This window comes from Burkholderia seminalis (assembly GCF_001718535.1).
GTDB classification, from domain to species: Bacteria; Pseudomonadota; Gammaproteobacteria; order Burkholderiales; family Burkholderiaceae; genus Burkholderia; species Burkholderia seminalis.
The window spans coordinates 1,007,157-1,020,311 of sequence record NZ_CP013399.1 but is presented as its reverse complement, the minus strand read 5'-3'; the positions used below and the strand labels follow the sequence as shown (position 1 = coordinate 1,020,311).

Here is a 13,155-nt window from a genome sequence, read left to right as displayed (position 1 = left end):
TGTCGCATTCGTGCACCCAACGGCCGTGCGCAGAGATGGCTGAGACAGATAGACCCTCTGTCCTCTCAGCAGTGACGCTGGCGGCGTGCTGCGCCCTGGAGGCACGGCGGAATGACTTCCTCGCGGCTACCGAACCGTCTTCTTCCGCACCAGATCGACAAAGTTCCGGGCCGCGGGCGAAATCCCGTTCACTCGATGTACCAAGCCCAGACTTGCCGTCAGTTGCCCGCCTTGCAGCGCGAGATAACGGACGTCGTCCGCCCGGCTTTTGCGCATGCAGGAGGGCACGATTGAAATGCCCAGACCGCCCGCGACCAGATTGATCGTCGACGAAATCTGGGGGGCACACTGCACGACCTTGGGACTGAAGCCGGCTGCCTCGCACGCCGACAGTACCTTCTCCGGGAGACCGGAGCGCGTGGTCCGCGCGTAAAGCACGAACAGTTCGTCGCGTAATTCGGCGAGCCGCACAGACTTGCGCTTGCCGAGCCGATGCCCCCTGGGAACCGCGACCACCATCGGTTCCGTCGACATCAGCAAAAACGCAATTGCGTCATCCTCGTCGACCGGCGGACGAACGAAGGCCAGATCGAGGCGTTCTTGCCTCAAGGCGTCCATCAACGGCCCCGTTCGATGTTCTTCCAGTGAAATTTCGACGTGCGGATAGAGGCTCCGGTATTCGTGTAGCGCCCAGGTCACCTCTTCGCGATACGACGCCGACTCGGTAAAGCCGATAGCCAGACGCCCGACTTTCCCCTGTGCGCTCAACTGGCATCGCAGCCCCGCTTTCTTGACCTGCTCGAGGATTGCGCGCGCCTCCTCCAGATAAACCTTCCCGGGGACCGTCAGACTCACACGCCCCGGTTGGCGGTCGAACAATTGCACCCCCAGATCACGCTCGAGTGCTTTGATCTGCGACGTCAATGGCGGCTGTGCAATACCGATGCGCTGCGCCGCGCGTGTGAAGTGCAGTTCCTCTGCGACCACGACGAAGTACCGCAAATGCCTGAGATCCATACATTAAACGTATCGGGACTGCGACTTCAATATATTAGACGCGCTATCCGCGATTGCATAGACTTTGTTCATTCCTTGGCCCCTGCATCGCGTGCCCCTTCAATCGCAAATCGTACTGTCATGCCAACGCGACGATCTCGTCATGGCTGGTCAATGGTCAGGTTTGCTTGACGATTCTCATCCAGACATGAACTTTCAATCCAACGACGCCCTCAAACCGCTTCTCGCAGACGGTCTGCCTGCGAGCCAGTTCTATTCTCTGGCCGTGCTCGAAGAGCGAGGTTTCGGCAAGATCTCGCGATTGCCACATTCGATCCGCATCATCCTGGAAGCGCTTCTGCGCAATCTCGACGGCATCAGCGTGCAGGAGCACCATCTCCGCGAGCTGGCCGCGTGGCGACCGAACGCAACCCGGGAGACGGAGATACCGTTTGTCGTGGCGCGCATCGTGGCGCCTGATTCGTCCGGTGTGCCGTTGCTCGCTGATCTCGCCGCGATGCGCGAAGCGGCAGCACAATTCGACGTCGATCCTGCCGATATCGAGCCGCAAATACCCGTCGATCTCGTTGTCGATCATTCAATTTCCGTCGAGCATGCGGGAAGCGCCGACGCGCTGCGCAAAAACATGAGGGTCGAGTATCAACGTAACACCGAACGCTACACGTTTCTCAAATGGGCTGCCAACGCATTCAAGTCGTTCCGGATTTTTCCGCCCGGCACCGGCATCATCCATCAGGTCAATCTGGAATGGCTCGCACGCGGCGTCCATCAAAAGGACGGGGTCACGTACTTCGATTCGCTCGTGGGTACCGACAGCCACACCCCGATGGTGAACGGAATCGGTGTGATCGGTTGGGGCGTTGGCGGCATCGAAGCTGAAGCGGCCATGCTTGGCCAGCCGGTCACGTTGGTGGTTCCCGATGTGATCGGCGTGGAACTCATCGGTACGCCGGGTCCCGGCATCATGGCGACCGATATCGTCCTGACCGTCGTCGAAGCGCTGCGCGCCAGAAAGGTCGTCGGAAAATTCGTCGAGTTCTTTGGAGAAGGTGCAACGGGTCTCTCCGCGCCCGATCGATCGACGATCGCAAACATGGCGCCGGAATATGGCGCGACCGTCGCGTTCTTCACCGTCGACGAAAAAACCCTCGACTTTCTCAAGTCCGTCGGCCGAAGCGACACCGAGCTTGCCGCATTGAAGCGTTATTTCGAAGCCCAACAGATGTTTGGTATTCCAAAGCGCGGTGATATCGACTACACCGATACGGTGACGATCGACTTGTCCGCGGTTGTGCCGAGCGTCGCGGGACCTTCGCGTCCGCAAGACCGCATTCCGTTATCGACACTGAAAAGCAAGGTCCGCGAAATGCTACCATCAACCGCCCGCGAAACCGGCAAGCTGAGTCACGGTGACATCGTGCTGGCAGCGATCACATCGTGCACCAACACGTCGAACTCGAATCTGATGCTTGCGGCTGGCGTTCTCGCGAAAAAGGCCGTTGCACATGGCCTGAAGACCGCGTCTCATGTGAAGACGTCTTTTACGCCCGGCTCGCGAGTGGTAAGCGCATATCTGAGGGCAGCCGGTCTGGAACAGTATCTCGACGCTCTCGGCTTTCAGGCCGTGGGCTATGGTTGCGCGACATGCATGGGGAATTCGGGTCCGCTGGCACCGGAAATACTCGAACAGATCGACGCTGACAATCTGAACGTTGCGGCTGTGCTGTCCGGTAACCGCAACTTTGAAGCGCGCATTCATCAGGCGATCAAGGCCAACTTTCTCATGAGCCCGCCGCTGGTCGTCGCCTTCGCCATTGCCGGCCGCAGTGATTTTGATCCTGAAAGCGAGCCACTGGGCCGAGGCGCGAATGGTGAATACGTGTATCTGCGTGATGTGTGGCCCACATCTGCCGAGCTCGCTGCCGTTTCGCCGTATGCCCAGAACCCTCGCAACGTGCCGGATATCTATCGGACTACTGCGGAAATGGAATTGTGGGACGCGCTGCCCGCGCCGGAAGGCGACGTGTTCACATGGACTGCCGGTTCGACGTATCTCAAACGCCCGCCGTTTTTCGACGGTGTGACGCCCGATCTGCCCCACTTGCCGGACATTCGGGGCGCGCGGGCGCTGGCGATCCTCGGCGATTCGGTGACGACCGATCACATCAACCCGGGGGGCGCTATTCCACCGGAATCCGAGTCGGGAAAATTCCTCCAGTTCCTCGGCGTCACGCCGCGTGACTTTAACAGCTACATTTCGCGCCGTGCCCACGATCAGGTGATGGTACGCAGCAGCTTCGCCAATGTCCGTCTGCGCAATATGATGGCTGACGGCGAGGAAGGAAGCGTAACGCGACATCAGCCGGATGGCCGGCGCATGAGCATTTTCGAGGCGGCGACGCGCTACAACTCGGACGGCGTGCCCATGATCGTGTTCGCTGGAGAAGAATATGGCAACGGATCCAGTCGTGACTGGGCAGCAAAAGGGCCACGCCTGCTCGGCGTTCGCGCAGTGATCGCGCGCAGTTTCGAACGCATCCATCGCAACAATCTGGTCGGCATGGGCATTCTTCCGCTTGAGTTTCCGGACGGCGTGAGCGCGCAAACACTGCATCTGTCCGGCGACGAGTGGTTCGACGTGTGTGCGGATATGAATACTTTACGCATGCGGCAAACCGTCGAAATGGTGATTCACCGAAGCAATGGAGAAACCGAAACCGTGTCGCTGCTGGCGCGCCTTGACTCGGCGATCGAAGAGACTTACTTCCGTCACGGCGGAATTCTCCCCTTCGTCCTGCGTGAACGACTGACGGGATTCAGTGCCGCGCAGGCTACCTGACCCTGCGACATCCGCGTGCCACTGGCCGACACACGTCGGCTGTCGCAGATCGTCCTTTAGACCCAAAAACAGGCATGGATACATGCAGGAGACGCTATGACAATCGCAACAGACACCCGTACCGCATGCGACGTTGCAGAGGATATGCCTCGCATCGAATCATCCGGACGTCCGCGCATCCGCTCGATCGCCGGAGGCCTGGGCGGCAATCTGATCGAATGGTACGACTTCCTCACGTACAGCATTTTCTCGATCTACTTCGCGAAGTCGTTCTTTCCGAGCGATCAACCGACCGTCCAGCTCATGAACACAGCGGCAATTGCAGCCGTCGGTTATATCGCGCGCCCGCTCGGCAGCTGGTTGATTGGTCTATGGGCCGACAAGCGCGGGCGCAAATCCGCGCTCACCTGGTCGGTCGCAACGATGTGCATCGGGTCATTGATGATCGCCGTCACCCCCGGCTACAAGTCGATCGGTGTGTGCGCGCCGATCGTGCTGATCGCAGCGAGACTGCTGCAAGGCTTGAGCATGGGTGGAGAATATGGCACCAGCGCGACCTATCTGAGCGAAATCGCGCCGCCACACCGTCGCGGTTTCTTCGTCGGCTTTTTGCAGGTGAGTGTCATTTCCGGCCAACTGGTGGCGCTCGGGTTGATGCTCCTGTTGCAGAACACGCTGAGCGCGCATCAGATCGAGGCATGGGGCTGGCGGATTCCGTTTGCGATTGGCGGCGTGCTTGCCATGTTCGCGCTCTACATGCGTCGTAATGTGGTTGAGACGGCGGCATTTGAAGCAGCGCAGCGCGAGGAAGGACCGTCCATAACCGTTCAATTGCTGCAGCACTGGAGACAGATACTGCTCGCAATCGGCATGACCGTTGGCGGCACGGTAGGCTTTTATACCTACACGGTGTACATGCAGAAGTACCTCGTCAATACCGTCGGCCTCACGAAGGAAGTGTCGACGCTCGCCTTTACCTGCGCGTTGGTGTTTTACATGTTCCTGCAACCGCTATTTGGTTATGCATCGGATGTGTTTGGCAGACGTCCCGTACTGATCACGTTCGGACTGTCGACCACGCTGTTCTCCGTCCCGCTCTTCAAGGCGCTAAGTATGACGCACGATCCATGGGTTGCGTGCGGTCTGTCGTTCGCGGGCCTTTTCATGCTGGCTGGTTTCACGTCGGTGCATATGCTGGCGAAGGCCGAACTGTTTCCGGCGCGCATACGGGCCCTTGCGGTAGGATTGCCCTACGCTTTGACCACGGCGATCCTCGGCGGCACTACGGAGCTTGTCGCACTGAAATTCAAGGCGAGCGGGCACGAAGCGTATTTTTACTGGTACGTATCTTTGTGGGCCGCCGTCTCGTTGGCCGTCTATCTACGGATGCCCGAATCCAACAATCTTCACGCGCCAGATGACAGACAGTCCGCCGTCTGAGACGATAAACGCCCTCGGCGCCTGAAGGTCCGCACAATTCCCGCCTTTACAGGTACGGATACCAATACCTAGCCGGAAGGCGAACTTCGAGAGATCGCGTGCGTGCCACACCTGCGCCTGACGTGACAACGGCGGGCAGTGCAATCTTCGCCAAGACCTACGCTCGTCTTTTTCGCCTACGCTCATCGCGCGACCGTCCGCGAATCCTGCTGGATCCCCGTTTTGACGACTCGAGTGAAATCGGAAACGCTCAGTGGAACTGTATCCGCCTTTGCGTTCGAGCGCGTCTTCCGCGCGACAACCAGGATCGCGCCCAAGTGTTCATAAAAACACGCGAGCTGTCGCGCATCGGACAACAATCTCTCCAGATCGAACGCCCTCTCAAGCACCGTCCGCGGGAGATGAAAGCGCTGAAATCCGCGCCGCACGCGAACCTGAAAAACCACCCCATCGCTGTTATGCGGTACTCCTGCCCATACAAGCGGGCCGCCATCCATGACGCCTCCGGAAAATCCCTATCGTCAGATCAATATGCCAGCTATTCTCAATCCGCACATTAATATTTCAAAATTGTGGCGACTGACGCACTGACGCATTCGCAACACTCCCGATATTGCGTTACAGCATGAACTTCCGTCGACTGAATTTTCGCCTTAGAAGCAGTAGCCCCTCAGTCGCCCCATGACGGGAGAGCACGCCATGACGACTTCTTCACCGGCACTGAGCCAGTCCCTGCCCGCCCTCCATGTGTTCGAACAAGATGGAGGTTGGCATTGGGGCATCACGGTTCCTCGTTCGGTGGGATGCGGATTCAAACTGATCGCATCCAGCAATCACATCCTTCCCAACCAAAACACTGCCCGATGTGATGGTGGTCAAGCGCTGGCCGCGATTGTCACAAGTCCGGGCACCTGAACTTGTCGTCTCCGGCACGGAAAGCCCGCTTGAGTTTTCACGTCTGGATGCAATACTCCAATCAACCTTCAAAGCGAAGCATGCATTGCCGGACGACGGCCAGCACATCCAACTAGACAAGTCCGACTTCCAGATCCGAACTAGCGAGTGAGCGGTGCTCGGATCAATGTGTTAGCTGCGGCTAGCAGACGCACCGACGACGAGCCGCCTCGCCAAGAAACAGCTGGCTTGTCTACCTGCAAGCAGCCACTGGCGACTGGCGGCTTCTGGCAGCACGGAGCCCGACGTAGGCGCCGCCATCCTGCTACCGCCCTTCGAATCCGCATGGATTGACTTCCGGCGTTGATAAACTTGTGACCGACGCTTCCGTCCCTGAACACCTCGTATCAGTGCCCCAAAGTCCAGCCGAGCTGACGTGCGTGATCCGAGGAATCAGTGGCAAAGCGTCGTGGCGGCTGCCAAAATGGCGGCCCCGCAGCCGCGAGGGAAGTCTCGACCAACGACACCCCAAGCCCTGCGTCGATCATCAGCGGCGTATCTCACAGGTAATCGTTTTGAAATTGTCGTTTGAAGTTATCGAAGTGCTCGATGCCATAGACCGGGCGGGAACGTTCGCGGAAGCGGCCGTGCTGCTTCATCGCGTACCGTCGGCATTGACTTATCTGGTGAAAAAGGCCGAGGCTGATCTTGGCGTCGCCCTGTTTGATCGCAACGGCCGGCGCGCGCAGATGACGGAGGCGGGGAGACTGCTCGTGGAGGACGGTCGTCATGTGCTGCGAGCCGGGCAGGATCTGGAGAGCAAGGTTCGAAGTGTCCATGCGGGTTGGGAAGCCGAGCTCAGGCTGTGCGTCGACGATATTCTCCCGTTGCCTTCGTTGTGGCCGCACGTGCGTGCGTTCTACGAACTGAAGATGACGACACGGCTGCGTTTATCGACCGAAGTGCTCGGCGGCGTGTGGGACGCGCTTGTGACGGGGCGTACGGATATCGCGATCGGCGCCGCGGGAGAGCCGCCACACGCGCCCAACATTGCAGCAAGGCCGATCGGTCTGCTACGTCACGTTTTTGTCGTGGCGCCTTATCATCCGCTTGCCGCGAACGAAAAGCCCCTCGACAGCAGCGCAATTTCAAGTCACCGCGGCGTCGTCATCAGCGATACATCGCGTGAACTCGAGCCGAGATCGGTGGCCATTCATGACGGACAACCGGTCATCGTCGTACCGAACCTGGCCGCCAAAATCGACCTCCTTTGCGAAGGCATTGCCGTCGGCATGCTGCCCGCGCCTGTCGCCGACGAGTTGATACGGCAGGGCAAGCTCGTCGAGCGCCAGGTAACAGGCGTGCGAGCGCACACAAACTGCTACCTCGGCTGGCGGGAGGATAAGACGGGGCGTGCGTCGAGATGGTGGATTGAACGACTGGATCAGATCGATCTGATAACCGGGCTTTTCAGTGCGCGCGGCATCGCTACCTGAAGCAAATGCCCGTCTCACACCTCGGCGTCGACTCGCTGGATGGGGAAGACAGGATGCTCGGAAAATACGTCGAGGCGCGCGTGATACGTGGTCGTAGCAACGTGAGCGCCTCGAACGATAAACGCATCGCGTCGTGCCCCCGATATCGGCGCGACGGGTATAACGCGCCATCAGGTCGCCGTTCGGGACCGACCAGCTGCATCGCTGCGTGAAGCTGCACGCCGATAGGTGTCAACTCGCCCGGGACGCACTTGCACGGCGGACAGTCGCGGTCACGCGTTCGGCGGAGCCTGAGTTTGGCTGCGCAGGCATGCTGTCGTGATACGCAGGCATCTCGTTATCATGCCGTTCGGCGATGTCTGCAAGTAACCCCGCACAACATCGAGTGTCCGCGCGGAGCCGGGGCGAAAGGCTCCTTGCGGCCCTGAAGAGACAATCGCGGAAAGCGAAAGCGGACATTCGCATCGTCGTTAGACGCGAATCTGTCCCATTGGACTTGGCGTCTATCTTGCCTAATTCGCAGAGCGCCTGAATCGCCATCCCTGATCACGGTGTGACAGGCAGTTGTCTCCATGCGCCGGCTATGCGTCGGTACAAGTGCGGGAGCAGTCGATGGTCGCAATCCCCGGACCGCTCTACGACTTGCCGAAGCTCCACTAACCCTTGTGCGGAAGATGAGTCGCAGAATGCAAGGAGGTCACGCGCTGGAGCAACAGCGACAAAGCCCTGTGGGGCGACATGTGCATACCAGTGATTCCACATGGCATCAAGCGTGAGAAGACTCGCCTCGAAGTTACCTCCCATGAGTGCAACATATATGGAACCGTACTCACGAACAACCAGCCTTTCTTCCGCAAGAGTCTGCAAATTTGAAACGGCGATCGAATGAAGCTGATCAGCCGAAACACACTCCTGTTCCAGATGCCGGTGCTGAACGAAAGCCAAATGATCAGATGCGTCTACGACATACGAAACCAATAGGTCGCCGCTAAGAGGACGGAGAACAGGCGAGTCTTCGCCTGACAACGATATTGCTGGTGTTGAGTCTTGCACCATGGGCTTCAGATAAGCGATGGCGCGGGCACAAATGCCGCCTTCTCTCACGGTCATAGGGCGATATTCAATCAATCTTAAAATACTGCTAGAACCATCCTCGGAGGATTGTCGGCGATTCGGGTCGCGATGTCGAATGGCCGCTCATAGCCGTTACGAGCTTTCAGTGACCAGCAACTCGCCATCGAACCAGACATCCTCATAGTCCGGCGCAAGCAATACACGCCATCCCGGCGCCAGTGCCAAGTAAGGGACAATGTTCGGACAGCGCTCGATCAAGTGGGCCACATGAAGCGGCTGATAGAAGTCAGCGTCCGGTGAGTAGTCGCCGCCGTAAATATACCAACCACACGTACCGTTTTCCGGGGTTAGCCGAACCGCGTGAAGCGGCACATTCTCAAGGGATCCAAGCGCGATCCCTACCTTCTGGCTCGCCTCGGGCGGCATGTATTCTGCACCGAATCGGTGGCAAACGTTTCTTTGATCATTGGACATTGTTGTGCAATATGCTTAACTCGTCGTGATTGTCACCGATCCTGCCGGGTTTGTTGGATGTCCCAAGTTGGCCGAATCTGGTCGGTTGCCATCCCGGTGGCCCGCGACGGCCTCAACCCGATCCTGACCAGCCACTCAATTGCTCTTGAAGCGGTCGCTGGATCTAGCTAGCCGAATCTGAACCGAACGCTCTATTGGAAAGTTAGTCGAAATCGATCCGAAAGGCACTCTCGTCTTCGTATTGCAGCTTTAAATCGACCAGGATCGCACTTGCGAGTGCGGTTACCAACGCGATCTTCAATTCTGGTATGACGCCATTGAGATGAAATGAAAACTCCCATCCCGGCGACGCATCGATCCAGGACACGAATAGATCATCGCTGTCGGACCGCCAAAACTGAACGTTCTTCACTACACCTGTCGATGCTTCATCAACAATCTTGGCTCTGGATACTTCGATCTGTTGGCCGTCATCGCTCCAGTGCGTTATTCGCCCACTATCAGGGTTGGCAAGCAGAAATCCAAGAGGCTTGAGCAAAGTCTCGACAAAGTAAAAAGCTTCCGGAAATGGACCTTTCAGCAATACGATCAAGATAGGTTTTGCCATCGCGTTTACCGACCCGAGTGTTGGCTGGCTGCAGTTACCGTCATAAGAGCCCGGTCGATTGTCGACGATTCCGGTGACAGTGTCGAACGACTGTTGGTGGCCGGGAGCCGACAGATGTACAGAACCGCTACAGCCCCCTGAGGCGACCATCAAGATTATGAAAGCGGACGCTCATCCTCGCGCATCGACTTGCCGATCCATTTAGACGCGCAGGCAATGCCAATTGACGATCATTCGACTACCTACCGCTGCCCGGTCGTTGATTTCCACACGAACGCGGCAATCCTTTCGACGATACCGTCCGCCAACGGGAGATCGGGATCAGGATAAGCCGCGAGGTTGGCTCGACGGTCAGCCGTATGTACCGCTTTGAGCACGTGGTTGGCGTCGGCGACAAGCACGAGTTCAACGGCGGGATTTGCCTGTTTCAACCGTTGCGCATCCGCGGAGCCCACCTGAAGATCCTGCAATCCCTGCATGATGAGCACTGGCTTGCCCGCTCATCCCCGGACATCAATCCAACGGCGGCACGGCCCCCTCGGCCAAGGTCTTGAGCAACCGCGCGCGACGGCGTTCGAGATCCGCGATCTGACGTTCGATCGACGCCAGTCGTTTGCGCTGGGCATCAGTGGTTTCAGGGCATGCGCCCGCGCCTTCGATCATGCGCATGCAGTCGGGAAACGAACGAATCTCGGCCAGACTGAAACCCGTTGCGATCATCCGCTGAATCTGCCTGACCTGCGTCACCGCTGCGGCAGGAAACGCGCGGTAACCATTGCTCGCGCGAACGGACGTGAGCAGCCCCTGCTCGTCGTAATGACGGATCGAGCGCACGCTTGCGCCGGTCTGGCGCGCAAGCTCGCCAATGGTCAGCAGGTTTTGTCCGGGAGATCGAGTCATGGAAAAAGCATAGCAGCTTTCGCTTGACCCTCACATCAGTGTCAGGGTTGAAACTCGTGGGCATCTCAACGATTCTCGAACACCGATCATGCCCCATACCCTCTTGCGTCACGTGCTTTCGACACTGGTGGCCATGCTCGCCGCGCTTGCGGTGATATCGACGGCCGGCGCCGCGACAACAAACTATACGGTGACCGCGCCGGACGGCGTCACCCTTGCCGTCCAGGAATCGGGAAACCCGTCCGGGCCGGCGATCGTGCTGATTCACGGCTTGCTCGGCAGTCATCTGAACTGGGATGCCCAGGTCGACAGCGCGCTGCTTCAGCGGTATCGCATCATCACGTACGACCTGCGCGGCCACGGCCTGTCCGGCAAGCCGGCGGGAACCGCCGCCTATCTCGACGGGCGGCGCTGGGCGGACGATCTCGCCGCCGTCATTGCGTCATCGCATGCGAACCGTCCGGTACTGGTCGGATGGTCGCTGGGCGGCGCCGTCATCTCGAACTACCTGGCCGCTCATGGCGATAGCCGGATCGCGGGAGCCGTCTACGTCGACGGAGTGATCGAACTGAAGGCGGACCAGCTCGTCGCCCATGCGGACATCTATCGCGACATAATCTCCGCGGACCTGAAGACGCACCTCGATGGCGAACGCGCATTTCTCGGCCAGTGCTTCCACACGCAGCCCGACACCGCCACGGCCGACCGGCTGCTCGCGAACGCGGCGATGGCTTCATGGGACATGCAGCGCGCGGTGCCGTCGATGACGGTGGCGGCGGCCGAGGGCCTCGGCAACACCCGCGTGCCGGTACTGCTGCTCTATGGCGAACGCGACGCGCTGGTGAACACCCACGGGGCGATCGCCCGTGCCAAGGCCATTGCGCCGCGCGTTCAAATCCGACTGTACGCGAACTCGGGCCATGCGCCTTTCATCGAAGAACCGGCGCGCTTCAATCGCGATCTGGCGGATTTCGTCGACCGTGTCGCGACGCACTGAGCGACCCGTGTCCACCCGGACGCCAAACCGCTACCATCGATGTTCGTCCCCACGGAGAACCGCCGATGAGCCGCCCCGATTTCATCAAGCACTGGACCGAACTCGAAGAACCCGATGCGCATTGCTATCGCGGCGATACCGAGCCGATGGCACTGGATGCCCCGCTTTCCGCCGCGCTCGGCATCACGCGCATCGGTATTCATCACGTGAGGCTGCTTCCGGGCCGGCGGACATCGTACCCGCATGCCGAAAGCACCGAGCAGGAATTCGTGTACGTGCTCGAAGGCAAGCCCGACGTTTGGATCGACGGCGTGCTTCATCCGGTCGCCGAAGGCGATTCGGTCGCGTTTCCCGCGGGTACCGGCATCTGCCACACCTTCATCAACAATACGAAGGACGAAGTCCGGTTGATGGTGATCGGCGAACGCCCGCGCGACGACAACCGCATTCGCTACCCGCTCAACGAGGCCTATGAGCGGACCCGCGCGGATCGCTGGGTCGACTGGCCCGACAGGCCGCTCGGCCCCCATGACGGGATGCCGGACTGACGTTTGCAGCGGCTCGCCCGCGGCATACCGGCCCGGGCCCGGGGCTGGTGATAAGCTGCGAGGCGGTACGCAATCGCATCCGCCCGCCCACGCCCCAACGAGAGCCCGTCATGCCCATCGCTTCCTCCGTCCGCTCCGCCTTCACCCCCACCGGCAAGCTCCGCGCGTCGATCAACCTCGGCAACCCGATCCTCGCGAACCGGGATCCGGCGACCGGCGAACCATTCGGCGTCTCGATCGACCTCGCGCGCGCATTCGCCGAGCGCCTGTCGGCCGAGCTGGAACTCGTCGTATTCGACACCGCCGGCCAATCGGTGCAGGCGCTGACTGAAGAACGCGCCGATTTCGGCTTCTTCGCGGTCGATCCGCTGCGCGGTGAAACGGTTGCGTTCACCGCACCGTACGTGCTGATCGAAGGCTTCTACCTCGTGCCCGACGCATCGCCGATCCGCACCAACGCGGACGTCGACCAGCCGCACAACCGCGTGGCCGTCGGCAAGGGCAGCGCATACGACCTGTTCCTCACGCGCGAACTGAAAGCCGCCCGGATCGTGCGCGCACCGACATCGCAGGCCGTCGTGCCGACGTTTCTCGAACAGCATCTGGAAGTCGCCGCCGGCGTGAAGCAGCAGCTCGAAGCCGACGCCGCGAAGACGACCGGCCTGCGCCTGCTCGACGCGCGCTTCATGGAGATCCGGCAGGCGATGGGCGTACCGAAGAGCCGCGGCGAAGCCGCCGCCGCGGTGTTGAACGCCTTCGTCGAGGACATGAAGGCGTCGGGCTTCGTCGCCGAATCGCTGCGTCGGCACGGTATCACGGGCGCGTCCGTCGCCCCGGCCGTCTGACCGGACGCGCATGACGAAATGAAA

Annotated in this window: 13 protein-coding genes; 8 read left to right on the top strand and 5 right to left on the bottom strand. The window is 59.8% G+C overall.

Translation table 11 applies throughout. The features are described 5' to 3' along the window. Positions 1 to 126: 126 nt before the first annotated feature. Positions 127 to 1,017, bottom strand: a complete 891-nt coding sequence (locus tag WJ12_RS20285; protein ID WP_059562650.1) for a LysR family transcriptional regulator — start codon at positions 1,015 to 1,017, stop codon at positions 127 to 129. Between the two features lie 187 nt (positions 1,018 to 1,204). On the opposite strand from WJ12_RS20285, the gene acnA reads away from it, so the two are divergent. The 5 genes from acnA to WJ12_RS20270 all read left to right on the top strand — a co-directional run bounded on the left by acnA (position 1,205) and on the right by WJ12_RS20270 (position 7,686). After that, the gene (gene acnA, locus WJ12_RS20280; RefSeq protein WP_059562648.1) at positions 1,205 to 3,856 is read left to right on the top strand and encodes an aconitate hydratase AcnA; all 2,652 of its coding nucleotides are present in this window, start codon (positions 1,205 to 1,207) and stop codon (positions 3,854 to 3,856) included. A 144-nt stretch (positions 3,857 to 4,000) separates the two neighbouring features. Then, positions 4,001 to 5,296, top strand: a complete 1,296-nt coding sequence (locus tag WJ12_RS20275; protein WP_059562693.1) for an MFS transporter — start codon at positions 4,001 to 4,003, stop codon at positions 5,294 to 5,296. A gap of 98 nt (positions 5,297 to 5,394) precedes the next feature. Further along, on the top strand, positions 5,395 to 5,856 hold the full coding sequence (locus tag WJ12_RS36000; protein WP_156444834.1) for a hypothetical protein: 462 nt from the start codon (positions 5,395 to 5,397) through the stop codon (positions 5,854 to 5,856). 139 nt (positions 5,857 to 5,995) lie between these two features. Beyond that, positions 5,996 to 6,211 carry a hypothetical protein gene (locus WJ12_RS35065; RefSeq protein ID WP_082744796.1) on the top strand — a complete coding sequence of 72 codons (216 nt, stop codon included), beginning with the start codon at positions 5,996 to 5,998 and terminating at the stop codon, positions 6,209 to 6,211. Positions 6,212 to 6,765: 554 nt separating this feature from the next. Continuing rightward, positions 6,766 to 7,686, top strand: a complete 921-nt coding sequence (locus WJ12_RS20270; RefSeq protein ID WP_059562643.1) for a LysR family transcriptional regulator — start codon at positions 6,766 to 6,768, stop codon at positions 7,684 to 7,686. 1,206 nt (positions 7,687 to 8,892) lie between these two features. Here the strand turns inward: WJ12_RS20270 and WJ12_RS20265 are convergent. The 4 genes from WJ12_RS20265 to WJ12_RS20250 form a co-directional block, all read right to left on the bottom strand. Next, positions 8,893 to 9,234 (bottom strand): immunity protein Imm33 domain-containing protein, encoded by a 342-nt coding sequence (locus WJ12_RS20265; RefSeq protein ID WP_059562639.1) that lies wholly within the window; start codon positions 9,232 to 9,234, stop codon positions 8,893 to 8,895. 202 nt (positions 9,235 to 9,436) lie between these two features. After that, complete coding sequence (locus tag WJ12_RS20260; RefSeq protein ID WP_049034464.1) at positions 9,437 to 9,841, bottom strand: hypothetical protein; 405 nt, start codon at positions 9,839 to 9,841, stop codon at positions 9,437 to 9,439. Between the two features lie 242 nt (positions 9,842 to 10,083). Then, positions 10,084 to 10,329, bottom strand: a complete 246-nt coding sequence (locus tag WJ12_RS20255; protein ID WP_059562636.1) for an alpha/beta hydrolase — start codon at positions 10,327 to 10,329, stop codon at positions 10,084 to 10,086. Between the two features lie 25 nt (positions 10,330 to 10,354). Then, positions 10,355 to 10,741 (bottom strand): MerR family transcriptional regulator, encoded by a 387-nt coding sequence (locus WJ12_RS20250; protein ID WP_034191796.1) that lies wholly within the window; start codon positions 10,739 to 10,741, stop codon positions 10,355 to 10,357. Between the two features lie 88 nt (positions 10,742 to 10,829). Here WJ12_RS20250 and WJ12_RS20245 point away from each other — a divergent pair, with 88 nt between their 5' ends. The 3 genes from WJ12_RS20245 (at position 10,830) to WJ12_RS20235 (ending at position 13,131) form a co-directional block, all read left to right on the top strand. Continuing rightward, a complete protein-coding gene (locus tag WJ12_RS20245; RefSeq protein WP_059562633.1) occupies positions 10,830 to 11,738 on the top strand; it encodes an alpha/beta fold hydrolase in 909 nt (302 codons plus the stop codon). A 65-nt stretch (positions 11,739 to 11,803) separates the two neighbouring features. Beyond that, positions 11,804 to 12,286, top strand: coding sequence for a cupin domain-containing protein (locus WJ12_RS20240; protein ID WP_034191798.1), 483 nt, complete (start codon positions 11,804 to 11,806; stop codon positions 12,284 to 12,286). A 110-nt stretch (positions 12,287 to 12,396) separates the two neighbouring features. After that, positions 12,397 to 13,131 carry an ABC transporter substrate-binding protein gene (locus tag WJ12_RS20235; RefSeq protein ID WP_059562628.1) on the top strand — a complete coding sequence of 245 codons (735 nt, stop codon included), beginning with the start codon at positions 12,397 to 12,399 and terminating at the stop codon, positions 13,129 to 13,131. Positions 13,132 to 13,155: the final 24 nt, after the last annotated feature.

What these genes read in the sequence shown, in the direction of transcription:
- WJ12_RS20285 (WP_059562650.1), bottom strand. Translation starts at nt 1,017, where the DNA reads ATGGATCTCAGGCATTTGCGGTACTTCGTCGTGGTCGCAGAGGAACTG.
- acnA (WP_059562648.1), top strand. Translation starts at nt 1,205, where the DNA reads ATGAACTTTCAATCCAACGACGCCCTCAAACCGCTTCTCGCAGACGGT.
- WJ12_RS20275 (WP_059562693.1), top strand. Translation starts at nt 4,001, where the DNA reads ATGCCTCGCATCGAATCATCCGGACGTCCGCGCATCCGCTCGATCGCC.
- WJ12_RS35065 (WP_082744796.1), top strand. Translation starts at nt 5,996, where the DNA reads ATGACGACTTCTTCACCGGCACTGAGCCAGTCCCTGCCCGCCCTCCAT.
- WJ12_RS20265 (WP_059562639.1), bottom strand. Translation starts at nt 9,234, where the DNA reads ATGTCCAATGATCAAAGAAACGTTTGCCACCGATTCGGTGCAGAATAC.
- WJ12_RS20260 (WP_049034464.1), bottom strand. Translation starts at nt 9,841, where the DNA reads ATGGCAAAACCTATCTTGATCGTATTGCTGAAAGGTCCATTTCCGGAA.
- WJ12_RS20250 (WP_034191796.1), bottom strand. Translation starts at nt 10,741, where the DNA reads ATGACTCGATCTCCCGGACAAAACCTGCTGACCATTGGCGAGCTTGCG.
- WJ12_RS20245 (WP_059562633.1), top strand. Translation starts at nt 10,830, where the DNA reads ATGCCCCATACCCTCTTGCGTCACGTGCTTTCGACACTGGTGGCCATG.
- WJ12_RS20240 (WP_034191798.1), top strand. Translation starts at nt 11,804, where the DNA reads ATGAGCCGCCCCGATTTCATCAAGCACTGGACCGAACTCGAAGAACCC.
- WJ12_RS20235 (WP_059562628.1), top strand. Translation starts at nt 12,397, where the DNA reads ATGCCCATCGCTTCCTCCGTCCGCTCCGCCTTCACCCCCACCGGCAAG.